General features: G+C 47.7%; 26 protein-coding genes. 10 read left to right on the top strand and 16 right to left on the bottom strand.

From position 1 onward, the window contains the following. The first annotated feature begins 187 nt into the window (after positions 1 to 187). Positions 188 to 1,018, top strand: coding sequence for a helix-turn-helix domain-containing protein (locus HA49_RS06115; protein WP_038021205.1), 831 nt, complete (start codon positions 188 to 190; stop codon positions 1,016 to 1,018). Positions 1,019 to 1,164: 146 nt separating this feature from the next. Beyond that, positions 1,165 to 2,553, top strand: a complete 1,389-nt coding sequence (locus HA49_RS06120) for an APC family permease (RefSeq protein WP_038021207.1) — start codon at positions 1,165 to 1,167, stop codon at positions 2,551 to 2,553. A gap of 177 nt (positions 2,554 to 2,730) precedes the next feature. Here the strand turns inward: HA49_RS06120 and HA49_RS06125 are convergent, their stop codons facing one another. The 5 genes from HA49_RS06125 to HA49_RS06145 all read right to left on the bottom strand — a co-directional run bounded on the left by HA49_RS06125 (position 2,731) and on the right by HA49_RS06145 (position 6,454). Next, complete coding sequence (locus HA49_RS06125; RefSeq protein WP_038021209.1) at positions 2,731 to 2,913, bottom strand: hypothetical protein; 183 nt, start codon at positions 2,911 to 2,913, stop codon at positions 2,731 to 2,733. Between the two features lie 169 nt (positions 2,914 to 3,082). Then, positions 3,083 to 4,096, bottom strand: a complete 1,014-nt coding sequence (locus HA49_RS06130; RefSeq protein WP_038021210.1) for an ABC transporter substrate-binding protein — start codon at positions 4,094 to 4,096, stop codon at positions 3,083 to 3,085. Positions 4,097 to 4,116: 20 nt separating this feature from the next. Then, positions 4,117 to 4,857, bottom strand: a complete 741-nt coding sequence (locus HA49_RS06135; protein ID WP_038021212.1) for a GntR family transcriptional regulator — start codon at positions 4,855 to 4,857, stop codon at positions 4,117 to 4,119. After that, positions 4,857 to 5,726, bottom strand: coding sequence for a polysaccharide deacetylase family protein (locus HA49_RS06140; RefSeq protein ID WP_052752444.1), 870 nt, complete (start codon positions 5,724 to 5,726; stop codon positions 4,857 to 4,859). The genes HA49_RS06135 and HA49_RS06140 overlap by 1 nt, the downstream gene beginning before the upstream one ends. Continuing rightward, positions 5,726 to 6,454, bottom strand: coding sequence for an aspartate/glutamate racemase family protein (locus tag HA49_RS06145; protein ID WP_038021214.1), 729 nt, complete (start codon positions 6,452 to 6,454; stop codon positions 5,726 to 5,728). Before HA49_RS06145 ends, HA49_RS06140 begins: the two co-directional genes overlap by 1 nt. A 294-nt stretch (positions 6,455 to 6,748) precedes the next feature. Here HA49_RS06145 and HA49_RS06150 point away from each other — a divergent pair, with 294 nt between their 5' ends. Genes HA49_RS06150 through HA49_RS06160 form a run of 3 tightly spaced genes read left to right on the top strand, consistent with a single transcriptional unit; the run spans position 6,749 to position 9,901 of the window. After that, the gene (locus HA49_RS06150) at positions 6,749 to 8,281 is read left to right on the top strand and encodes an amidohydrolase family protein (RefSeq protein ID WP_038021216.1); all 1,533 of its coding nucleotides are present in this window, start codon (positions 6,749 to 6,751) and stop codon (positions 8,279 to 8,281) included. After that, on the top strand, positions 8,271 to 9,077 hold the full coding sequence (locus tag HA49_RS06155) for an ABC transporter permease (protein ID WP_038021218.1): 807 nt from the start codon (positions 8,271 to 8,273) through the stop codon (positions 9,075 to 9,077). Before HA49_RS06150 ends, HA49_RS06155 begins: the two co-directional genes overlap by 11 nt. Continuing rightward, complete coding sequence (locus HA49_RS06160; RefSeq protein ID WP_038022565.1) at positions 9,077 to 9,901, top strand: ABC transporter ATP-binding protein; 825 nt, start codon at positions 9,077 to 9,079, stop codon at positions 9,899 to 9,901. Before HA49_RS06155 ends, HA49_RS06160 begins: the two co-directional genes overlap by 1 nt. Positions 9,902 to 10,021: 120 nt before the next feature. Here HA49_RS06160 and HA49_RS06165 read toward each other — a convergent pair whose 3' ends face one another. Beyond that, positions 10,022 to 10,789, bottom strand: a complete 768-nt coding sequence (locus tag HA49_RS06165; protein WP_038022568.1) for a phytanoyl-CoA dioxygenase family protein — start codon at positions 10,787 to 10,789, stop codon at positions 10,022 to 10,024. A gap of 158 nt (positions 10,790 to 10,947) precedes the next feature. Here HA49_RS06165 and HA49_RS06170 point away from each other — a divergent pair, with 158 nt between their 5' ends. Beyond that, a complete protein-coding gene (locus tag HA49_RS06170; protein ID WP_038021220.1) occupies positions 10,948 to 11,778 on the top strand; it encodes a helix-turn-helix transcriptional regulator in 831 nt (276 codons plus the stop codon). A 12-nt stretch (positions 11,779 to 11,790) separates the two neighbouring features. On the opposite strand, the gene HA49_RS06175 is transcribed toward HA49_RS06170, so the two are convergent. Both HA49_RS06175 and ptsP read right to left on the bottom strand, forming a co-directional pair. Further along, entirely contained in the window at positions 11,791 to 12,285 is a 495-nt protein-coding gene (locus HA49_RS06175) for a DUF2938 domain-containing protein (RefSeq protein WP_038021222.1), read from the bottom strand. A 183-nt stretch (positions 12,286 to 12,468) separates the two neighbouring features. After that, positions 12,469 to 14,970, bottom strand: coding sequence for a phosphoenolpyruvate--protein phosphotransferase (gene ptsP, locus HA49_RS06180; RefSeq protein ID WP_038021223.1), 2,502 nt, complete (start codon positions 14,968 to 14,970; stop codon positions 12,469 to 12,471). Positions 14,971 to 15,277: 307 nt separating this feature from the next. Between ptsP and HA49_RS06185 the strand changes: the two genes are divergently transcribed. The 3 genes from HA49_RS06185 (at position 15,278) to HA49_RS06195 (ending at position 17,130) form a co-directional block, all read left to right on the top strand. After that, complete coding sequence (locus tag HA49_RS06185) at positions 15,278 to 16,360, top strand: PTS fructose transporter subunit EIIC (protein ID WP_038021225.1); 1,083 nt, start codon at positions 15,278 to 15,280, stop codon at positions 16,358 to 16,360. 10 nt (positions 16,361 to 16,370) lie between these two features. Continuing rightward, positions 16,371 to 16,685: a PTS fructose-like transporter subunit IIB gene (locus tag HA49_RS06190; protein ID WP_038021227.1), complete on the top strand. Its 315-nt coding sequence runs from the start codon at positions 16,371 to 16,373 to the stop codon at positions 16,683 to 16,685. A gap of 91 nt (positions 16,686 to 16,776) precedes the next feature. After that, positions 16,777 to 17,130 carry a PTS fructose-like transporter subunit IIB gene (locus tag HA49_RS06195; protein ID WP_038021229.1) on the top strand — a complete coding sequence of 118 codons (354 nt, stop codon included), beginning with the start codon at positions 16,777 to 16,779 and terminating at the stop codon, positions 17,128 to 17,130. A 21-nt stretch (positions 17,131 to 17,151) separates the two neighbouring features. On the opposite strand, the gene HA49_RS06200 is transcribed toward HA49_RS06195, so the two are convergent. Then, positions 17,152 to 18,069 (bottom strand): LysR family transcriptional regulator, encoded by a 918-nt coding sequence (locus HA49_RS06200; protein WP_038021231.1) that lies wholly within the window; start codon positions 18,067 to 18,069, stop codon positions 17,152 to 17,154. Between the two features lie 84 nt (positions 18,070 to 18,153). Between HA49_RS06200 and HA49_RS06205 the strand changes: the two genes are divergently transcribed. Further along, positions 18,154 to 18,633, top strand: a complete 480-nt coding sequence (locus HA49_RS06205) for a GNAT family N-acetyltransferase (protein ID WP_038021233.1) — start codon at positions 18,154 to 18,156, stop codon at positions 18,631 to 18,633. Positions 18,634 to 18,811: 178 nt separating this feature from the next. On the opposite strand, the gene HA49_RS06210 is transcribed toward HA49_RS06205, so the two are convergent. The 7 genes from HA49_RS06210 to HA49_RS06235 form a co-directional block, all read right to left on the bottom strand. Further along, on the bottom strand, positions 18,812 to 19,168 hold the full coding sequence (locus tag HA49_RS06210; protein ID WP_156994567.1) for a hypothetical protein: 357 nt from the start codon (positions 19,166 to 19,168) through the stop codon (positions 18,812 to 18,814). A gap of 100 nt (positions 19,169 to 19,268) precedes the next feature. After that, the gene (locus tag HA49_RS06215) at positions 19,269 to 19,712 is read right to left on the bottom strand and encodes a hypothetical protein (RefSeq protein ID WP_038021237.1); all 444 of its coding nucleotides are present in this window, start codon (positions 19,710 to 19,712) and stop codon (positions 19,269 to 19,271) included. Next, positions 19,706 to 19,906, bottom strand: coding sequence for a peptidoglycan recognition protein family protein (locus tag HA49_RS21940; protein ID WP_342667034.1), 201 nt, complete (start codon positions 19,904 to 19,906; stop codon positions 19,706 to 19,708). The genes HA49_RS06215 and HA49_RS21940 overlap by 7 nt, the downstream gene beginning before the upstream one ends. Positions 19,907 to 19,952: 46 nt before the next feature. Next, a complete protein-coding gene (locus tag HA49_RS21945; protein WP_281177689.1) occupies positions 19,953 to 20,321 on the bottom strand; it encodes a peptidoglycan recognition protein family protein in 369 nt (122 codons plus the stop codon). A gap of 27 nt (positions 20,322 to 20,348) precedes the next feature. Beyond that, positions 20,349 to 20,831, bottom strand: coding sequence for an Hcp family type VI secretion system effector (locus HA49_RS06225; RefSeq protein WP_038021239.1), 483 nt, complete (start codon positions 20,829 to 20,831; stop codon positions 20,349 to 20,351). A 308-nt stretch (positions 20,832 to 21,139) separates the two neighbouring features. Beyond that, the gene (locus HA49_RS06230) at positions 21,140 to 23,437 is read right to left on the bottom strand and encodes an FdhF/YdeP family oxidoreductase (RefSeq protein WP_038021242.1); all 2,298 of its coding nucleotides are present in this window, start codon (positions 23,435 to 23,437) and stop codon (positions 21,140 to 21,142) included. A 135-nt stretch (positions 23,438 to 23,572) separates the two neighbouring features. Then, positions 23,573 to 23,944, bottom strand: a complete 372-nt coding sequence (locus tag HA49_RS06235; RefSeq protein ID WP_038021244.1) for a DUF488 domain-containing protein — start codon at positions 23,942 to 23,944, stop codon at positions 23,573 to 23,575. Between the last annotated feature and the right edge of the window lie 54 nt (positions 23,945 to 23,998).

Consider the following 23,998-nt stretch of genomic DNA (forward strand, 5'->3'; position numbering starts at 1 on the left):
CGCGCCGCAATATTCAGAAAGTCGGATTAAGTGTTGAACATCCGGGTACTGCATCCCGGTGACCAACGGTGCTGACAGAAATACCGCGACGCTGGCTGGGCTGTATTGAATATTTGCGACATCGCCATAAAAACGCTGGCACAGGAATTGCTTTAACTTATTTTTAACTTCCCGTGCAGGGTGATGTATGCAGAGCAATAGTTATGTGAGATCAGGATGTTTTCAGCCGGAACAGCCCTGGTTTGTCCTGAATGCCGCCCGGCACTACTCGTTGCTGGGCTCGGCCAATCCGGCTATCTCCCATTTTTACAGTTTTGATATCGCTCCTTCGGCAGAAGTGACTCAGGCAGTTCCCGATGGCTGCGTGGATATTTTATTTGACTGCGATGCACTGAATCCTTGCGGCAGAGTGTGCGGTACCACCCTGGAAGCCCGTGGGGCTGATATGAAACATCACCATCATTACTTTGGTGTACGCTTCGCCCCCGGAGTGATCCCCGATTTCCTGGATGTCAGCGCCGGAGAAATTCCGGATCGCGAGTTCAGCTTTATGGATGTAGTACCGGATGCGCGCCAGGCCTTTGAGCTGATTATTCAGACCTCTGATTTCCAGAGAAAAATTGCCCTGTTTAATGCGTTTTTTACCCCGCGACTGGTCAGAAAATCCTCCCCTCTGACCAGCCAGGTAATAAATACCATGCAACAATACAAGGGCAATATCCGGATTGACGAGTTAGAAACGCTCACCGGCTACTCCTGTCGGACCATACAGCGCCAGTTCCGTCAGGATACAGGCCTGTCACCTAAGGCATTTTGCAAAATCCTCAGGTGTCAGTCGGCACTGAACAGTCTTCACAGCCAGCAAAGCGTGTCATTCAGTGATTTGGCATTCGATCTGGGATTCAGTGATCAGTCCCATTTTCTGCGGGAATTTAAGAGGTCGGTGAGTACCACGCCTGGCGACTATCAGAAACATATTGCAGGTGATAAATATCAGCACCGGTTACGTTTCCATTAATCCCTAAAACAGTGCAGCACTGCACTGTTCACCTGTCCGATTTATTCTATACGCCGCCGCAGTCACTGAGAAATGATGCAGGAAATTACCTGCCTCAGGTTGGCTTTATCGCCTGAGCGATTTCTCTTCTGACAGAGGTATCAGCGATGAGCGAGCACTCCGGATTACGTAAAAATACATTAGGTCTTTTCTCCCTGGTCTTCTTTGTTGTCGCTGCTGCGTCCCCCCTGACCGGGGTAGTCGGCGGACTGCCTGTGGCTATTATTTCCGGTAACGGTGGTGGCATTCCGGTGTTTTATATTTTTTCCTGCATTATCCTGATGCTGTTTTCGGTCGGGTTTATAGCCATGAGCCGACACGTCAAAAATTCGGGAGCGTTTTACACTTATATTGCTACCGGAATAGGTAAAGACTGGGGGGCATCTGCCTCGGTACTGGCACTGATGGCTTATATTTCGATTCAGATTGCGATTGTGGCAATGCTGGGCTATTTCACTGCCGCGTTTATTCACCAGCACACAGGGGCTGATATCCCGTGGTGGCTGTTAAGCATGTTGTTTATTCTGATTGTCTGGATGCTGAGTGTTAAGCGGGTCGAGATTGGCGGTAAGATTCTTGGGGTACTCATGCTGGCAGAAGTGGGCATTGTCCTGGTAACCGATATTGCCTTGCTGGTGAAGAAAAATGCGCCTTACAGTTTCCAGTCTTTTGAACCTTCGGTATTTCTGCATGGAAACCTCGGGATTGCTTTTATTTTCACCATCGCCAGTTTTATCGGTTTTGAATCCACCGCTATCTATGCCGAGGAGTGTAAGAACCCGGAAAAAACCGTTCCCCGTGCTACGCTGTGTGCATTACTGTTGATTACCGGCTTCTTCTGTTTTACCAGCTGGGCACTGATTCAGGCCTACGGTTTTGATCAGATAGTGGCCATTGCTGCAAAAGACCCCGGTAATTTTGTCTTTAACATCACCCGCCAGTATGTCGGAGAGTGGGCCGTCGAAACGATGTCGGTACTGCTGATTACCAGCCTGTTTGCCGCTACCCTGGCATTTCACAACAATATCTCGCGCTATATCTTCAATATCAGCCGTGACGGACTCATCTGGAAAGAGTTGTGCAAAACCCACCCGTCTAACGGCACCCCACACAACGCCAGCCACCTGCATAGCGCCATTATGCTGTTATTACTGGCCGGTATCGGCGGCGTCGGTCTGGACCCGATGGTACATATTTTTGCAGTAGGTTCAGCACTCGCTACCCTGTGTATTCTGGTTCTGCAACTGGGAGTTTGCGTGGCGGTTGTGATGTTCTTTCGCCAGAGAAAATCATCACACCAGGCATTTACCGTGTTCTGGGCCCCGGTACTGTCGTTTATCTGCATGGCGGTCACCATTATTCTGGTGATTAATAATCTGCAAACCCTCAGCGGTAGCGATTCGGAAGTCATTACGCTAATTCCGTGGTTTATCCTAGCCTGTGTGGTTGCGGCCTATTTGCTGTCAGCACGCAGGACGGTGAAAGTCAGAGCCTGAAGTGGTGAAAATGAGCTGAATTTCTCTGAACAACAGAGGGGCTGGCAGAATGTGATCCATTGATAAACAGGCAATATAGGCATCAGCACTATATTGCCTGCTTTATTCTGGATAATAAGGAATAATAACCACCGGTTTACGGCAGCATATCTGACAGAACTCTTTCTGACCTACAAGCTACCAACCTGCAAAACGATTGATCTCTTCCTCGCTGACCTGCGAGGCATTGAGAAATGCATGCCTGCGCCACCCTGTTTCAGGAACGTCATGATAACTCGCTATTGCCGACAAATCACGACTCAGCAGTATCTGGAAGAACCGGGACGGTCTGATGAATAATTTTAAAAATAAATTATTCATACAATCCCTCCTGCCTAATAGATAAAAAAATCCCAGCCAAAATTATTATCAGCAGTTTATCATTTAATTAATTAACCAGAAATACATTCAGTTTTTCGAGATTATATTCACTTCCTGAATGCACTTAGCAATAATCAGCCACTCATTATTAAGGCCAGTTTACTTACCATTACTCACCTGGTGAATTCTCTATTTTTTTCACAAAGCTGTCATTATATGTCTGTCGTATATCAGGAATAGCTGTAATTTGTTTATTTTTAATTAAAATATCCCCTATAATTTTCCCACTACCCCATAAAGATTTAGTCGAAGAATTCTGTTCAAAACTTTGATGCATATCTTTTAACGAAACATTATATACCAGGGAAAGTTGTTGTTTTACGTCTGACACTGGAACACCAAGAATAGGGGCAATAATTTTTGCAGATTCATCAGGATGAGCTTGTAAGTACTTCATCCCGTCAAGGTATGCTCTCATCATACCTTCAACAGCTTCCGGATGTTTATCAATCTGATCCTGGTCTACGACTAGAACATCAGCAATTAAGCCTGGGGCCTGCTTAGAAGAATAAACAACATGAAATTTCCCACTCTTCATATCTGTGAGCTTAGTAATATAAGGAGCGTAAGTCACGCCAACCGGCAAGCTACCGGATACCATAGCCCCCGGTACAGCCTGACCATCAATGCTGATAGGGTTAATATCCTTATAACTCATATTGTTAGACTGGAGAGCGTAAGTTAACAAAAATTCAGATGTTGAGTTTGGACTATACCCGACAGATTTCCCCTTAAAATCAGCAACCGAATGTATATCCTTATCAGCGACAATTGCGTCGCCACCGTAGGAAAAATCGATTGGCATAACTACCCGTTGTGGGATTTTCTTCGCATTGTACGTGAGTACCTGATCATAGGTTAACGTTCCCGCGTTTACTGCACCACTAAGCATTGCAGACGGGATTAATGCAGGGTCGCTGAAAAATTGCAGGGTCGCGTGTAAATTGTACTTTTTAAAAAAGTCGAGTTTCTCAGCAAGATAAAATGGTGCTTGCCCAACCCAAACCACCGTACCAATTTTAATATTTTCCACAGCACTGGCTTGCGATGCTGCTCCCAGTAATGCGATACCAGTAATAGCAGATAATAATCTATATTTAAAAATGGGCATTCTTGCATTCATAATGAACTCCTGAGGGATAGTTAATGGCCTTTGAGTATATTTACAATATCTTTATCCTGACTTCCCTGCTCACAGAAATCCAGATTCAGATAAATTTCGTCAAGATGTTCCATCATAGCGACAGGGAATTCCTGCGGTTTATTAATGAGCAGATCAACCAATTTTTCATGAGACATATGAGTACAGCATGCTGAGTTTGGTTTCTCGTAAATATCAGTGACTAATGATGACCTTGCCAGCAAATCAATCATAATTGTTGAAATCACCGTATTATTCAGTGCCTTTGCCAATATCAAATGAAATATATGAGAAATTTGTTGCTGGTGTTTATAACTCAAAGCAGTGGATTCTTCACTGGCGACCTTTTCTTCGGTTGCAATGTTAGCTTTCAATGCTTTGATCAGCTGACGATCTCTATTTAACCCCACCAACTGTTTCGCAATAGCTTCCTCAAGTAATTTTCTTGCTTTGAATAAATCTTTTGCTTCCTCTGGCGTCGGCGCTGATACCTTCGCACCTTTGTAAGGAATCAGGGTTACTATTTTATCCCTGGCTAACGCCTGAATAGCCAGCCTTACTGTACCCCTGGAACAATCGAACGTTGTTGACAGTACTGGCTCAGATAACCGGGTTCCTGGTTGCAATCTGCGACTAGTTATAGCGGTATATATCGCCATATAAATCACTTTAACCTGTGGAGTGAGATCCTCGATTGATGAGGAAAACTGTTCATTAATATAGCTAAGATACTGTTTTTTCATTAATCCATTCCATTTAATGCACGATAGCGGCAGGCTATCTCATCCGGTGTTGTAAAGACAATATCCTGGTGATGGCTGATCAATGTATCCATAGCCCGGCTAAGTGCTCTTAAGCGAAATGGCTGACCGCTAATATAGCTATGAATAACAATAGGAAAGCAAATATTTTCAGCTCCGGGTTGATGCAACAATTCATCGAATTGGTCGATAATCATCCGTGAAAAGCCTTCCGCATCTACATATCGTCCCATAACTGAGGAACTGTCATTTATCTCAACTGCATAGGGGATATGAAGATTGCAACCAGATGTTGTATTCAGCCACTCAGGTGATTCTGACATACACAGATCCAGTAAATATTGATAATTTTCTTCGCCTAATGCCGCCAGAGTAGCGGGGTTAAATTGTAGCCAGGGCGATGACCAACCCTTTGGTGCTACCCCAAAAAAATCAATAATCTGTTTTGTTGCCCGCTGTATATACCTTGATTCGCTTTCCGGGTTCATAGATTTCAAAGTATCTGAATTGGAAATACCATGAGCGACCACAGATAACTGATGCTTCCTTATATAGTCTGCCAGTGCAGGGGCTTTTTCGATGGCCGAAGTATTGAGAAGTATTGACAAAGGAATCCCGTAAGCCGCGAACTTTTCCATTATCCGGAACGCGCCAATACGATTCCCATAATCCCGCCAGGATTGATTAACATAGTCAGGAGCATCGCATGCCGGAATAATATTTTCTGTGGATCCTATCAGTGGATCATATTCCTCAATCGCCATCATGAAATAAACCAGTAACTTTTTTCCGGGAAAAAGTACTGGTGCTTTCTGGCTAAAATAATCACGATAATAGTACAGTGGTTGCATTAGCACTTAACCCTCACCGCATCAGCAACTTCATTAAGATTACCCGGCATCGCGTAAGTCAGAGACTTGCTGATTCCAAGTCCTAAACTAGCAAATGCTTCGGCAAATTTAATGGCAGTGCTTACTCCATCTACAACCGGAATGCCCAGTTCCTTCTGCAAGGGTTTTGCCCATTGCGATAATCCTGCACATCCCAAAACTAACACTTCGCATTGATCTTCCTGTAACGCTCGTCTTCCCTCTTCGAGGAAAGCGCTCCAGACTAATTGCTCGTCCAGACATTGCACGACACTTAAATCAATTCCACGGATATTCCGGCATTTATCTGACAAACCATATTCCATCACCACACGTCTGGCATGTTTTATGGTTCTGGGGGGAAGAGTAAGAATGGAGAAGCTATCCCCGAGCATACAGGCAGAAAACAAGGCAGCCTCTGTGATACCAATCACCGGCTTATCCGTCAACTCCCTGCATTGTGCTACTCCTGTATCACCAAAACATGCCACGACCCAGCCATCAATTTCGTCATTTTTCGCATTCATCACCAATGAAATAACACCAAGCGATGCGATAGCTTCATCACAATGACTTTCTACTGAGGCCACTCCCTGTTCAGGGCAAACGACAGAAATCGCTGTACCTACAGAAGCAATTTCCTGCGCACTGTTGTTTATAATGTTCACAAATTCCTTACTGCTATTTGGATTAATAATCCTGATATTCATTTATTGTCACCATCACTAGCGTTTTCATTGCACAAGCATATTTTGTGCCAGAATTTTTAATTCATATTTATCATCCTGTTACCTGGTTTCTCTTGGTAACTCACCAACAGAATGGATCTTATTTGCGCTTAAATTGATCAGTTAACGAAATTTTTGATCAATTTAAGTGCATATCGTTAACGATTTTTGGAATTAACATTAACCACAACAACTATCCATATGATTTTTATGTAATTTATAAAATGGCACCAAATTTGCTTTAGACGATTAAACACATCTAAACGTGGGAATGCTATGCAATATTCAACTAATGTCACATTGCTTAAGAACCTCAGGATCTATTCAAATAATAGTAATGACTGTAATAGCCTTTATGACATTGTTATTTCTGGTAATTGTATAAGCCATATTCTGCCTGCAGACGATTCTGACTATTTGCCAGAGATCACTAAAAACGCAGAAGTTATTGACGGTAAAGGTTGTCTGGCCATGCCGGGATTAATAAATGGTCATTTTCATTCCCCCGGAAATTTCATGAAGGGTTTTCTCGATAGCCTGCCGCTTGAAATATTTATGCTCTATGAAGTTCCACCTGTACTCTCAGAAAGCGCCCAACAACGTTTCATTTATTTGCGAACACTCCTCGCAAGCCTGGAAATGCTTAAACGAGGAATAACCTGCGTTCATGATGATGCCTATCATATCCCCGTTGCCAGCGAAGCTTGTGCCGACAGTATTTTTACTGCATATCGTGATGCAGGTATTCGTGCCTGGGTTTCGATAGATCAACCTAATATTGTCGAATATGAAAAATATCCATTCCTGGAACAACTATTGCCTGATGACATTAAAAAGGTTATGTCCGAAGCCCCTATACAATCTGATGATGAGCTTATGGCGTTGTATCAGATTATGTTCGATAAGTGGCATCATCAGGAAGATGGCCGTCTGCGCTGCGCAGTTTCCTGTTCAGCGCCACAGCGGGTGACAGAAACCTATCTGAAAAAATTAAGCTCTTTTAGCAAAGAACACAAAATCCCATTCAACATCCATGTTCTTGAAACAAGACTTCAACGTGTACTTGGAGAAGAAAAGTACCAAAAGTCACTGATAAAATATCTGTCAGACCTGGGTGTTTTAGACCGCTATGTGCAAATTATCCACGCTATTTGGGTTGACGATCAGGATATCGAATTAATGGCTACCTCCGGCTGCAGTGTGGCGCATAACCCGGTATGTAATTTACGTTTAGGCAGCGGTATTATGCCTTTTCGTAAACTAAGGGATGCCGGAGTTAACCTTTGCCTTGGAACCGATGAATTATGCTCGGATGACACTGCTAACCTCTGGCAGGCAGCAAAAATGACGGGGCTGATTCATAATATTACTGACAGCGACTATCGTAAATGGCCTTCTGAAACAGAAATTTTGCATTGTCTTAATGAAGGCGCAGCCTATGCGTTAGGTGAAGAAAAACTCGGCCGTATTGAGACCGGAGCTCTGGCAGATATCGTTCTAATCGATCTTAATAACTTCGCTTTTATTCCTTTAAATAATCTTTATAAACAGCTGGTGTATTGCGAAGACGGGAGTTCGGTTATCGGTTGTTGGGTGAATGGTCAGAAAGTCTACTGGAAGGGCCAATTCCCCCATCTTGATGTTGAATCACTTTTGCAGGAAATCCGTCACCTGCAATCCCAGATTGATGCCAGTCTGGCCACAATTGATCACTATGCCAACCAATTACTTCCTTACTATCACCAAATGTACAATATGGCTCAACACTATCCGTTAACTCTGTCGAGGACATTAAACAATGTCTACTAAGCCGCGTCGTGCCTCATTATGGCGTATTCGTTCTGAAATACCGGGATATTTAAAAATAGTACTCGCTGCTGCAGGGATTTTATCTCCATTAGTGATCTGGATTATTTACAGTCAGTTTAATCTGGTTGATCCGTTATTTCTGCCGTCACCGCTAAATGTTATCAGTGCTATTGGGAACTGGTACTCAGTCAACAATATGCCAGATGACTTCAGCATCAGTCTTGAACGTGTGATGGGCGGTTTTTTTCTTTCTTCGGCCATAGCGATACCACTTGCATTAATGATGGGGACGTTCACCCCTTTACGCGCATTTTTTGAACCTTTGATCGACTTCATCCGTTATATGCCCGCAGCAGCTTTTATCCCACTTGTTATGCTTTGGTTTGGTATTGATGAATGGGCGAAAGTTATGATCATTTTCATCGGTACATTCTTTCAAATGGTATTAATGCTGGCTGAAAATATCCGTAATGTTCCGACGACCCAAATAGAGGCATCACAGACTATGGGGGCTACACGATTCGAAATCATTCGTTATGTGTTGCTTCCTTCCGCCTCACCGACCATGCTTGATACTCTTCGTATTACCTGTGGCTGGGCGTGGACTTATTTAGTGGTTGCAGAACTTGTCGCAGCTAATTCCGGTCTGGGTTATAAGATAATACTGGCTCAGCGATATATGCAAACCAATATGATTTTTTCAGGGATAATAATCATAGGAATAATCGGATTATTAACTGACCAGCTATTTAGATTATTGAGCAGGATTCTTTTTAGATGGAAGTCGGGGGCGTAATGTCTAAGTCAAAAATAGTCATTGATCAACTGAATAAATACTACAGCAGCCGTTCCAGCCAGACACATGCTCTGGACAATATTAATCTGGAGATAAGAGATAATGAATTTATTACCTTCGTAGGCGCTTCCGGCTGTGGAAAATCTACACTGTTACGCACCATTGCCGGGTTGGAAGATATTTCATCAGGCAATATCATGGTGAATGAATATCCAATTGAAGGACCATCTGTTGACCGGGCAATGGTTTTTCAGAATTACAGCCTTTATCCATGGCTTAATGTTTATAAAAATATTACTTTTATCAACAAACTCCGTTCCGGCAGGCTTTACCGTACCCGGTTAGTGGCCAGTGACAAGCTGGAAGAACGTGCTGAGGCATTGTTAAAAATTACCGGTCTTAACCAGTACAGTAGTTATTTTCCTGACCAGTTATCCGGTGGAATGAAGCAACGGGTCGCAATTGCCAGAGCGCTAATGGCTAAACCGGAAATATTATTGATGGATGAACCGTTTGGGGCTCTCGACGCACAGACCAGAGACGTAATGCATGATCTGATCCTTCATGTACATGCGCTGGAGAAAAGTACTGTATTATTCGTTACTCATGATGTGGAAGAAGCTATTTATCTTGGCACCAGAGTGGTGCTAATGGCCCCACGCCCGGGACGCATCGATACGATATTCGAAGTACCGTTACCTGCAAAACGAGATCAGGAAATGAAAAACACCCCTGACTTTATTGCCCTGAAACGTAAAATATTAAACCGAATCAGGGAGACGACCGGAATAACCACTGATAGCGGCACCTTTAGTAACTTGTAATTTTCATGCCCCTACTCTGCGTTACTGCCACCGGTATATTCCGGTGGCGTTCCTGCCGGGACCGTCAATCAGAATCTGACATGTCATTTGTTTGTCAACTACCTGCCAGGAGGTTCCCCGTCACTCCACCGCCAGCAGCCATTTCTGTGCGGGGGTAAGACGGCTGGCTGTTTCCGGGGTAAGCCATCGCTGCTGATCCTGTTGCGCAGTATCGGCGCGGTCGATATACAGGCCATGCAGTACCCGACGACGTTCACCGGTAGTATTGGTGGTCCCACCGTGCCAGGTATGGGCGTTATAGATCATTACGCTACCCGCCGGGGCGGCAAACACCACTTCATCCGGATGAGTGGCATGAGTATCGGCCAGTACATCTTCAGGCAGTTCCGGTCGCAAATGGGTCGCAGGGATGATTCTTGGTGCGCCGTTAGCCGCAGACAGGTCATCCAGTGCCCAGATAGTGTTGACGAGGTGCACTTTAGGAAAATCAGGCCGTGGTTTCTTCCAGTCGGCATGCAAAGGCTGTAACCCGCCGTTAAACAGCGCTTCACGTGCGTTCAGGCTGGAAACTTTGAAATCTCCCTGAAATACATATTTGCAGGCAGAAAGTATTAACGGATGCGCCCAGACTTTTTCCCAGATCACCCCTTTATTCACCAGATTAGCAACCCGTGTAGCAGTGGCCTCCTGGTGATGTTCAATCGCCAGATTATCCCCTTCACGAGCCACCAGCAGATCAATGTGCTCACGCATCGCGGCCAGCCAGTCAGCATCCGCCACATTCGGGACAATGGTATATCCCAGAGTATCCAGCTGGTGCTTCATGGTTTCAGTCAGTTCAGCATTTGCCCCCAGAGCATCGAGCCATACCGCAGAATGATTTTGCATACCCACCTCTTTTGTTAACCATTTCACAACATGTAGGAAAATTACTGTAATTCCGGCCAACATTCTGTATGAGATAGCTACACAACACTGGATTATTGTGTCCGCTGCAGCAATCTGTGACGTGACTCAAATCCAGCATAAATATAACCGGAGCAGCCATGTCGGACATCAACCTCGTTGCCTTACTTGAACAACTAATCAGCAGACAATCAGAGATCAGTGTGCATTTTCCTGCAACTCAGCTCCCAGCCCCCCGGTTGGCCTTAACCGTCCCCTTTCCGCGACTGGAACTGATCATTACCGGCGAAGTCTCTGACCAATGTCTGCCGTTACACAGTCCGCCACTGACAGCTCCAGCCGCATTATATATTCCGGCTGGTAAATGGAATCTACCGCAGTGGCAAACCCCGGCCACCACCCTGAGTATTTTGTTTGGCAAACAAAAACTTGGGTTCAGCCTGCAACAGTGGGACGGAAAATCGCTGGTCAGCCTGAGGAAACAACATGTGGCACGGCTTGGCCCCAGGGTGGGTTCATATCTGTTAATGGCCATGAATGAACTGGCCCTGGCCCCGGCAATGCCGACCGCACAAATCACCCTGACCGGATTGCTTAGCCACAGTATCGATCAGATGACTCATTTGGCGGATACGCTGAGTAAGAGCAAAGAGCTGTTGCTGGCAATCCAGGAATATATTGATGAGCACGCTTTCCAGCCGCTTAACCGCGATAATGTGGCCGGTAAATTTCACATTACACCGAACTACCTGTCTCATCTGTTTCAGAAAGCAGGCACGATCGGGTTTAATGAATATCTCACGGCGGTGCGGCTGGAGCTGGCTAAGAAAATGCTGCGTGGGTACGAACTCAAGATCAAAGAGATTGCCCACCAGTGCGGTTTTGAAGATAGCAACTATTTTTGCCGGATCTTCCGTAAGCATACGGACCGTTCGCCTTCAGAATATCGGCGTCATTGCCGGACCCTGTAACCCCCCCTCCACTCAGAGCAACAGCATATTCAGTAACTTCAGGGAGAGGTACAAGCCGCAGCCAAACACCAGATGGATGACCAGGCTGAGCAGCCGTGCCCGGCCGGGATTGGGGGTTTTAGACGCTGCAATGCCAAACCCCAGCGCAGGCTGCATCAGCAGAAAAGGAGCGACCAGACTAAGAATACCGGATATCAGAGCAATACCGACTGCGGGCTGTTGCAGCCATCTTTCTCCGACAATCGTCAGGGGAATAAAGGCCAGCAAAACCCCGCTCAGATAATGGATTATCCAGCCGGCAGCAGTTTCGCCTTTGCGTGGTGGAGCTGAAATAATCGTCTGATGAGAGAAACGCCCGACAGTCATCCACAGACACCAGCGCCCCACCAGCGCATAATTGAGTCCGGAAACCTTCAGTACACATTTCTGAAGCAATGCCCAGACATCTGTCAGCAAAGTCGCTCCCAGTCCTGAACAGATAATCATAATTACATTGTCAGTTGCCATAAGTTGTATTCCGTCGTTGCTGATAAAATTGCAATCCAGTGTGCAACTTAATGTCAACTTTAAGTCAATAGTTAATTTGACCCGCTCACCGGCGGGCAGAATCAGACACCAAAGCACACCGCACACAATGATGTGCGGTGTGCTTTATTTTGAAAGATTTGCCGGAAAACTCCCTACCGGCAGTCAGACAGCAAGTTCCTGCTCCAGTAAGGCAGCTATCGCTACGGCTGACTCTGCGTGATTCAGATGATCACGGAAATCCTGATGCATAATACGTCTCGCCAGACGCGAGAATATCCGCATATGCTGATCCCCTGCTTCATGCTTATTCAGGGTGAGCATAATAATAAACTGTGCCTGTTCATCTCCCCACGCCACCGGTTCGGCCAACTTCGCCACGCTAATGGTGGATTGTTCGATATGCTCAGACTTACTGTGCGGAATCGCAAAACTGAAACCCAGGCCGGTAGAAAAGACCGCTTCTCTGGCCCATAAATCGGCTTCCAGTTTGCGTGGATAGCGGCAGCGTCCTGCCAGTAGCAGGTTATCCGTCATCCCCTTGATCACCTCTTCCTTACTTTGCCAGTCGCTGTTCAGTTCAATGCACTGAGTGGAGATCAGCGGTGCATCATGCTGAGTCATTCTGAACTGTGCCAGCAGATGCCCGGCTTCCAGCGGCGTCCTGCAATTCATCACCTGATTAAGCAGTTGACGGCAGGCTTTGGCATCCAGCCGGGCAAGTGCGGCTTTTACCGCCGGAATCGCCGGAGCACTCATACTGATTTCATCCAGCCCCAACCCTGCCAGCAACGGCAGCGCTGAGACTTTCCCACCCAATTCTCCACACAGACCTATCCATTTGCCCTGCCGGTGTACCGCCTGAACCACAAAATCCAGCGCCCGCAAGAAAGCAGGATTAAAGCTGTTATACAAATGGTCAACTTTGGCATTGTCACGATCCACCGCCAGCAGATACTGCGTTAGATCGTTACTGCCAATACTGAAGAAATCTACTTCTTCACAGCACTGGTCAATGATAAACATCACCGACGGCACCTCCAGCATAATCCCGAGAGAGATGCGCTCATTAAACGGAATTTGTTCTTCCCGCAACTGCTGCTTCACTTCCTGCAGTTTTTCTTTGACCCAGAGAATTTCCTCCATCGATGAAATCATCGGGATCATAATCTTCAGGTCACCATGAGCAGAGGCACGGAGAATCGCCCGTAACTGACCGGTAAACAGTGTTAAAAACTCCGGATAAATACGCACGGCGCGGTAACCGAGAAACGGGTTATTCTCAGCAGGAATGGGCAGATAAGGCACTGGTTTATCACCACCAATATCCATGGTGCGGACAATAATGCTGCGCCCCGCAGCAGATTCCAGAGCATGGCAGAAGATGTTGTAAAGCTCACTTTCCCCCGGAGCACTACTCCTGTCCATATACAGCATTTCAGTACGAAACAGACCTATCGACTCAGCGCCGTTGGCAAAAGCACCGGCAGCTTCGGCTGACAGGGCAATATTGGCAGCGACTTCAAGGTTTCGGCCATCGGCAGTTTTTCCCGGAGCATCTTTCCAGACACTTTGCTGACGACGCAGGCTTTCCTGTACCCGGGATTCCTGGCGGTAGTAACGGTGAATCGCTTGTGAAGGATCAGTAATCACTACCCCTGCGTCCGCATCCAGGTAGACATCAGAGTTGAGTTTTGGCAGCAGCGCCGTGACTTTCACCCCTGCCAGCGTAGGAATATTAAATGACCGGGCAAGGATCACGGTATGTGATGTGGTTCCGGCACTTTTTAGCACCAGCCCTTTCAGCAGACTTTTGTCCAGTTCCAGAAACTGTCCGGGGGTGAGTTCTTCGCACAGGCAGATGGAAGGCGACGTCAGTTTTCGGGCGGACGGAAAACGTTGCTCGCCATAAATCTGTTGCAACAGGCGAAAGCCCAGATCACGAATATCCAGTACCCGCTCCCTCAGGTAACCGCTGTCAGATTGATTAAACTGACGACAAAAATGATCGGTGGTCAACACTATCGCCTGTGCGCAGCTGTTGCCCTCAGCAACATGGCCGGTCAGTCGTTGTTGCCACAAAAGATCACCTGCCAGCGACAGATGGGCTTCCAGAACCGCTGTCGCGGTGCCTTCGTTGTCCAGTAACTGCAGCTTCAGGGTTTTCACCAGCATCTCCAGCCCCCCGGCTAGTCGCAGCTGTTCCCGGGAAATTTCATCAGCCGCAGGGAGCTCACCCGGGTTTTCGAAATCGAATGCCGCCAGTAATGTCAGGCGACCGGCACTGCTTCCCTGGCTGACCGGCTGGCCGGGGAAGCAGTGTGGATTTAGCCGGCTCAGTGATTCAGGTAGCGGTTCACGCTGCAGTACCGGCGCAGCACTGACCGGTGCATCGCAACGCGGGAATTCCTCTTTTATCCAGTCGTACAGAAACTGGTAAGCCTGCTGTTGGTCGTCTCCGGAAATTATCAGCCGGCAGTTGTCGCCTTTCAGCGTATCAGTACCAATCAGTGATAAGGCACTTTTGGCATTCCCGTTGCGTCCGCTCCTAAGGTTATGCCATTCAATATCGCAGCTGTACCGGTTACAGACAGCCTCAATCTGACTGGCCGGACGGGCATGAACCCCTTCATTTAACTCACAGACAAACTCTATTGTTTCTGCCATGGCCCCTCTCCGTAAAATACTGATCGTCAGTACAGGATAAGTAAGCGCTGTCCTGCCGGATATCTCACAAAGCTGCCAAATACTGGACAATTGTATGCAGAGTCTGAAACCGGGACTCAGCTCACATGTTAAATAATATCGGTTAATGTAGCTAAATGTGATTTATTTTGAATTCCCTCTCATTTCCGGAGGGATACAACAAAAATCCAGCAAATCCCTGTTTTCTCCCCTGTCTGGCGTTCTCCGGATTCTCTATTGTTGCGATCATCTGCCTGCATACTGGCGTTCTCAGGTTCCGGAGCAATCGATGAGCGAATTAACACTGATTCTAAAAAATACCCGGCAACACCTGATGACCGGGGTCTCTTATATGATCCCGTTCGTCGTTTCCGGCGGGATTCTGCTGGCGGTCGCGGTGATGTTTTATGGTAAAGGCGCCGTACCGGATGCTGAGTCGGCGGCGAATCTGAAAAAATTATTTGATATTGGTGTGGCAGGTCTGACACTGATGGTGCCTTTCCTGGCTGCCTATATTGGCTACTCGATTTCCGAACGTTCTGCACTTGCCCCTTGTGCCATTGCCGCCTGGGTCGGTAACAGCTTCGGGGCAGGTTTCTTCGGGGCACTGATTGCCGGAATTATTGGCGGTATTGTGGTGTATTACCTGAAAAAAATCCCCGTGCATAAAGTGCTGCGCTCGGTTATGCCTATCTTTGTTATCCCTGTAATTGGCACTCTGATCACCGCAGGTATCATGATGTGGGGCCTGGGAGAACCCGTTGGTATGCTGACCAAAAGCCTGACTGTCTGGCTGCAAGGTATGCAACAAGGTAGCGTGGTGATCCTGGCAGTAATTATGGGGTTAATGCTGGCATTTGATATGGGAGGGCCGGTAAATAAAGTGGCCTACGCCTTTATGCTGATCTGTGTCGCTCAGGGTGTTTATCACGTGGTAGCAATTGCCGCAGTCAGTATCTGCATCCCGCCGCTTGGCCTGGGGCTGGCAACGTTGATCGGCCGCCGTAATTTCTCTGCCGAAGAGCAGGAAGCCGGCAAAGCCGCGCTGGTCATGGGATGCGTCGGGGTGACAGAAGGCGCCATTCCGTTTGCCGCCAGCGATCCTTTGCGGGTGATCCCTTCGATTATGCTCGGTTCAGTAAGCGGTGCCGTGGTCGCTGCGCTGACCGGTGCTGAATGTTATGCCGGCTGGGGCGGATTAATTGTTCTGCCGGTGGTTAGCGGTAAATTTGGTTACCTGTTAGCCGTCGTGACCGGCATGGTGGTGACTGCCCTTTGCGTCAATCTGCTTAAGCATCTTAGCCGTCACAAAGTCTCCGCAGCCCCTGCCGCGGAAGAGGATCTGGATCTGGACTTCGAAATTCACCCGTGAGGAAAACCTGATGACAAAAATTATCGCTGTAACTGCCTGCCCTTCAGGTGTTGCACATACCTATATGGCCGCCGAAGCCCTGGAAACTGCCGCCAAATCCCGTGGCTGGCAGGTTAAAGTCGAAACCCAGGGATCACTGGGTCAGGAAAATACTCTGACAGAGAACGATATCAGTGAGGCGGACCTGGTGATCCTGACTAAAGATATTGGTATTCAGAATGAAGAACGTTTCAGCGGCAAAACCATTGTCAGGGTGAATATCAGCGATGCGGTAAAACGTGCAGACGCTATAATGACTAAGATAGATGCACATCTGAGCCAGTAATCCACGGCTGCCGGTTCCTGCCTGCGGCCTGCAGTGGCCGCACAGGTTCCGTTTGCTGCGTAGATGATTAACCGTGTTGCCCGGAGGATTTATGCCACTCACCGGACGGAATTTAGTCGCTGTCACTGCCTGTGTCAGTGGCGTTGCCCATACTTATATGGCCGCTGAACGGCTTGAGAAAATCTGCCAGCAGGAAAACTGGAATATTCACATTGAAACCCAGGGGGCACTGGGTATCGAAAATCCTTTGACAGAGCAGTTAATCCGCGCAGCGGATGCTGTCCTGCTGATTACCGATATTGAGTTAAACGGTGCTGAGCGGTTTGCCGACAGTCGTTGTGTGACATCCCGGATTAGCCCGTTTCTGACCGATCCGGCCAGAGTGATCAGCGCGGTGCGAAAACTGCTTTCAGCCCCGGAAAAGACGCGGATGATTGTCAGTTGAAACAGCCTACCCTTTAACCGGTTATTCTTTATCGATATTGCATAACAGGCTTTTCAGCCAGTCTGTGGCCTGTTTCTTACCACTGCGCCGGTGTGACAAAATTTTCACTGTAAAAGGCTCAACTTCAAACGGCAGTTCCCAGACAGTGACCGGCAGCGAATGCCGTAAACGTTCTGCTGCCCGGCGAGGGAGCGCCATCAATAAGTCAGTTTCCGCGACAATCCACGGACCGCTCAACATGGACGGTGTTTTAATCGCAATCTGCCGCTGGTGGCCCAGCTGCTCCAGCTGGTAATCCAGCACGCTCTGTCGCTCATTCCAGGGGGTCACGACCAGATGTCGTGCCGCCAGATAATCCTCGAAGCTTAGCCTGCGTCGCTGTTGATGGCTGATGACCACATAGTCATCCTGCATCCAGTCAATTTCATCCAGCTCCGGATGCGGCGGCTGATGCGGCACACTAAACCCCAGCGCCAGGTCGATTTCCCCTGCCAGCAATTCATTCACGGCCAGACCCGACGACAAATAGCGTAAGTCAAAACTGAGCGCCGGTCCCTGCGGTTGCAGAGTAGCCATTAACTGCGGGAATACACAGGCGGCGGTGTAATCGGTAATGCCCATGCTAAAACATTCCTGACTGGTCAACGGGTTAAACGCCGGTTGTGGTGCCAGTACCTGGTTAAGCTGCCCCAGTAACTGACTGACGGAGGGAGCCAGTCCGGTGGCAAACACGCTGGGAATCATCCGGTGACCTTCGCGATAAAACAGCGGGTCATTCAGCGACTCCCGCAACCGGGAAAGTGCATGGCTGAGGGCAGAAGTGCTCATGGAAAGCTCTTCAGCGGCGCGTCTGACCGAGGCATGCCGGTAGACAGCATCCAGTACCAGCAACAGGTTCAGATCCAGACGGCGTAACACAGGATGCATAATATTCATCATTAGGTGATTTCATTGCACTTAATTCTTCGGAGCATAACGATTATGCTTAGCACCTGCAATCACAGACTCACTTAAGGAAAGCCCATGACCTTGCGTATCCGTCAGGCACAGCCTGACGACAGCCAGATTATTTTCGATATGATCACCGAACTGGCTATTTATGAAAAAGCTCCGGAACAGGTTGTCACTTCAGCGGAAGAAATCCGCGCCACACTGTTTGGACCAGAGAGTAAAACCGAAGCACTGATCAGTGAAGCGGACGGAAAAATCATCGGTTATGCAGTATTTTTCACCAGTTACTCTACCTGGCTGGGGCGTAACGGCATCTACCTGGAAGACCTGTATGTGTCACCGGCAGCCCGTGGTCAGGGAGCCGGAAAGGCATTGATTAAGCATATTGCCGGGCTGGCCGTTGAGCGTCAGTGTGGTCGTTTAGAGTGGAGTGTGCTCGACTGGAATACCCCGGCTATCGACTTTTATAAAAGCATCGGTGCCCTGCCGCAAAGTGAATGGGTCCGCTATCGCCTGGACGGTGAAGCACTGCACAATTTTGCTAACAGCTAATTACTGAAAAAACCTGAGACTTTGCAGGGCCGGAGCGATCAGTGCCCGCAGTTCATCCCGGACGGCACCCTCTCTGGCCTGCAAAGAGAAAGTCTGCATAAGCGCATGAAAATAGTCGACCAGTCATCCCGGCCAGTGAGCTGGCCGGGTCTGCGCCCGGTTAATCATTTCAAAGTCATTAACATTCACCTTCATCACTCAGACCATAAGTGTATGCCGTTGGATCAAACCAGCGATAATCCCGCTGATACAGATGTATTGTTTCACCATTATCCAGCAAAAGGCCGGCTGTGCCGCTGGAATACAAACTCCATTCTGCACTGGTACCATCACGCCATATTAACCGGCCTGTTGCGAAGCAGGGGGTGTAACGATCTTCGTTAACAACGAACCCTTCAACACGCTGCGAATTATTGAAAAAATTAAGTATCTGTACATAGGTGGGTTTAAACTTAATACAATCTTCTCTTATGGTTGCATCATCTAAATACCACTCAAGCGTCTTTCCGGTTTCGATTTCAGTCAGTGTTTTCACTTTTCCCGGATGACTGCATGCAGAGATAATAAAGACAGGCAGTAACAGAGATAAAATTCTTAATAAATATTTTTTAATGGTTACCATCATTTCAAAGCCATTAACATTCACCTTCACCACTCAGGCCATAAGTGCATGCCGTTGGATCAAACCAGCGATAATCCCGCTGATACAGATGTATTGTTTCACCATTATCCAGCAAAAGGTTGGCTGTGCCGCTGGAATACAAATACCATTCTGCACCAGTGCCATCACGCCATGTTAACCGGCCTGTTGCAAAGCAGGGGGTGTAACGATCTTCGCTAACAACGAACCCTTCAACACGCTGTGATTTATTAAAAAACTTAAGTATCTGTTCCCGGGTTGGCTGGAATTTTTTACATTCCTCTTTAAGATTTTCATCTTTCATTGACCATGAAACCGTCATACCTGTCTCAATCTCAGTCAGTGTTTTTACTTTTTCCGGATGGCTACATGCAGAAATGATAAAGACCGGCAGTAGCGGAGGTAAAATTTTTAATGAAAATTTTTTAATGGTTACCATTTTGCAGTACTCCCCTCCGTGATATTTTTCCTGGCCACATCAGGATGACGATAAACTTCATTTAGCGAAACATTTAGGGTGTCTGATAATTTCTTTACCAGCCACTTTAATGATTTATTTTGTTTGTCATTAACCGCTTCGTATACATATACTTTATTTATAATCCTTGCCTTTCCGACAATTTCTATTCCAATAGAGTCAGCATTATAAGGGAATCTGTCCGGGAAATTTTTCCTGGCTTCATAACCGTGTACTTTCCTTGATTTTTTCCCTGGTGTTTTTTATTTTATCCATATCCATTACTTTTTTTAATTCCTGCGGGCTACATGATTTTTTCAGTAAACAACGCGATTGCAGGAAACCCACATGATTGGTTATTTTGTACAATGACGCTGTCTGCCAGATAGTTCCGTCCTTATCTATCAGAAAATGAGCACCATTCGCACCGATGTTCTGATAGCTGTGAAAAGTACTTCTGGCTGTCGTGCTGTCAGTCTGATGCACAATAATACCATTGACCGCAGCAAGCTTACCGCGTTCAATCGAATTAAATCGCTTCACAGTAATACGTTCCGCATCCACTAAACCATTTTTATCAACAAATAACATGGCTATATTTACTTATATCACCTGTCATTAAATGACGGCATTAGCTTTAATATCGTATCCTGCAGAAACCGTACCCGCAGAATTTCCGTCCATATTTTGTAAAACGTAATCTATTTTTACCCGGGAGAAACTGAGGCTTACCGTTTCACGCGGAACCCGCATGGTATTAAGGTAGACCGGATGCACCCCGGTAATGATAATTTCCTGAAGTGTAATACGCAGATACTCCAGCGAAGCCCCGCCGGCTTTTCTTACTGTCAGAACCGCTTCAGGAATATGTTTCCCCATCAGGCAATAGTGAAGAAAGCCAGGAGTGGATTTATCGATATAATGTTCGAAATGGAAGTCATCAACAGTACATTTCCCGGCACCTCCACCACTACCGGAATGCATATCAGATGTCTGGCTAACCGATAAATCCCAGTCCAGTACCTCAGTCTCTCCATGATGCAGGGAGTCCTGTGATTCTCCTCCGATACCCTTAATCTTTATAAAAATATCCTGCCCCATAATTCTTCCTTGTATGAGTGAAAAAATTTGCGACTTTTTTCTGTCCCGAATAAACCGCCGGATAAAAAAAAGAAAATTGCTCTGCCGGGTGACTGATTGCGTGTTCCTTCCTGACGCCCCGACAGAACAGCTCCGCATAGCGGGAAAATCTTAGCGTAATAGCAGATCGGGAACCTGTTGAGGAGTCACAAAATCCGGCAACACCCTGCTTTCCGGATTTTTACACAACAGCGGGAGAATATAACGGTTCCTTAGCAGATCGCCATCCGTTGGCAATCTGCCGTTTCACCGGCAGATATTATCGCGACTCAGGCGGAACGGGGTAATTCAGTCAGCTCTTTCGAACGCAGTTTCACCCGCACCGGCACCGATTTATAAGAGGGAGTGCCACTCTGCGGATCGTTATAATCCAGCGGCACCAGCACATTGGCCTCCGGATAATAAGCGCCCACCGAACCCTCGGCGATGTTATAAGCGACAACGGTGATCCCTTCCATTTTCAGCGTACTGCCCGGCAGCGCAGTTTCAATATCGACCACATCACCATGTTCCAGCCCGAGACGCTCAAGGTCATTATCACTCATAAATAAAATATCCCGTCGGCCAAACACTCCCCGGTAACGATCATCCAGTGCGTAGATGGTGGTGTTGTACTGGTCATGGCTACGCAAGGTGATAAGCCGTAGTATATTGTCGCCTTCCACGTTGATATTTTCATGCACGCCACGGAACACCGAAAACTCCGCTTTACCGGATGCCGTCGGCCAGTGTCGTTCAGTGGGTGGCAGTGGCATACGGAACCCACCGGGCTGGCGGATCCGCTGATTATAATCCTCAAAGCCCGGAACGGTTTTTTCTATCAGATCACGAATCCGGTCATAGTCTGCCACCAGTTCATTCCAGGCCACTTTAGTGTCAGGGAGGGTACTGGTCGCCATTGCCGCGACAATGGCCGGCTCAGACCGTAGATCCGGTGATGCCGGTTTCAGCTTGCCGGAAGAAGCATGAACCATCGACATGGAGTCCTCGACAGTCACTGACTGTCGCCCGGAAGACTGAATATCCAGTTCGGTTCTGCCGAGGCAAGGTAGTATGAAGGTCTGACGGGCCACCAGTAAATGACTGCGGTTCAGTTTGGTACCGATATGCACACTCAAATCCAGGGCCTTCATTGCAGGAAAGCAGGCCTGAGAGTCTGGCAATGCCACCGCAAAGTTACCGCCCAGACACAACAAAGCCCGGGCGCTACCGTCAATCATCGACTGCATGGCTTTTACCGCATCGTGACCATGTTCTTTAGGCGGAGTAAAACCGAACTCTTTTTCCAGCCGTGCCAGAAAATCTGCTGACGGTTTCTCGGTAATTCCTACTGTCCGGTTGCCCTGCACATTGGAGTGTCCGCGTAACGGGCATATACCCGCACCTGGCTTTCCGATGTTGCCACGCATCAGTAACAGGTCAGCAATCAGCCGCACATTTTCTGTGCCCTTGTTATGCTGGGTGATCCCCATACCGTAAGTAATAATAGTGGCATTCGATTTGGCATAGATAGCTGCGACAGATTCAAGCACTTCCTGTGTCAGACCACTTTCCTGCTCAATCTCCTGCCAGCGGGTTGCCTGCAAGTCATCACAGAATGCCTCAAAACCGTGGGTATGTTCGGCGATAAAATCGTGATCAAGCACCCCGCCCTGCTGCGCTTCAGATTCCAGCAAGGCTTTGGCGATCCCTTTCAGTGCCGCAGCATCACCTCCGGCCCTGACCTGATAATAACCGGAAGCAATATCCGTCGAGCTATAGGTCGCCATTTCGGCGACGTTCTGGGGATCGGCAAAGCGTTCAAGTGCCCTTTCACGCAGTGGGTTAAACACGATGATAGGCACATTTTTACGTGACAATTCGTGTAGTGTGCCCATCATCCGTGGGTGGTTGGTGCCCGGGTTATGGCCAATAGAGATCACCAGTTCTGCATGGTCAAAGTCATCCAGTGAAACGGTCCCTTTACCGATACCGATAGACTGTGGCAGACCGACGCTGGTCGCCTCATGGCACATATTCGAACAGTCAGGGAAATTGTTGGTCCCATATTCCCGTGCAAACAACTGGAATAACCAGGCTGCCTCATTAGACGCCCGTCCCGAGGTATAGAATTCGACCTGATTAGGTTCCAGCCCACGCAGAACCTCCCCAATCTGTTGCATGGCCTCGTCCCAGCTAACGGGTTTCAGGGTATCGCTGGCCGGATCATAAGCCAATGGCGTGGTCAGCCGTCCGTAGTTTTCCAGTTCATAATCTGATTTTGCCAGTAACGAGGTCACGGTATTGGCCGCCAGAAAATCCGCCGTGACCCGTTTACTGGTTGCTTCCCAGGTCACGGCTTTGGCACCATTTTCGCAAAACTGAAAGGTTGAACGGTGATCTTTATCAGGCCAGGCACATCCCGGGCAGTCAAACCCATCCGGCTGGTTGGTGCGTAGCAGGGTTGGCGGGGCGGTAAGGATATCCATTTGGGTGCGAACGGCAATCGCCGTTGCTTTCAGTGCTCCCCACCCTCCGGCAGGACCATCATAAGGATGAATTCCGGGTACGCTACGTCTTTTAGCCATTTCATTGCCTCCGGTTGCTCACAGTCATTGCAGGTTATGCTGCGGATTATCTCTACGGATAGTTACTGTTAAGGTTAGCAGAGCATTACCAGACTGGCCTGCGAAGGTAGCGACAAACGATATTTGACTGACGGGCTAAGTTTGCTGTCGCTGTTGTATCATTTCTGTCATCACTTCTCTCAATACCGTTAAATGACTGAATTGCAGATCCTTAACAGCACTCAGCAACGTGATATTTCCGCCGACGGCTCGTGTAACCAGTTGCTGTAGTGCTGGCTGCAGAGCAGGTGCTGCCAGTTCTGCCCGATAGAGTGAGGCAAAATAAGAGTAATCAATATGCTGCTGATGAAATTGCTGGCGGAGCGATGTGGAAGGAGCCAGCGATTTGCACCATTCGTCTGGTCTGAACTTAGCTTTACTGACCCCACGCGGCCACAATCGGTCAGCGAAAGCCCGCCAGCCATCAGCCTCTTCGGCCTGGTCATAAACCCGTTTGCATCGTATCATGCCCCCCCCCTGAGGACTTTTATATCACATTTCATGGTCGCTGTTTCCGGCAGA

The organism is Tatumella morbirosei, assembly GCF_000757425.2.
GTDB lineage: Bacteria > Pseudomonadota > Gammaproteobacteria > Enterobacterales > Enterobacteriaceae > Tatumella > Tatumella morbirosei.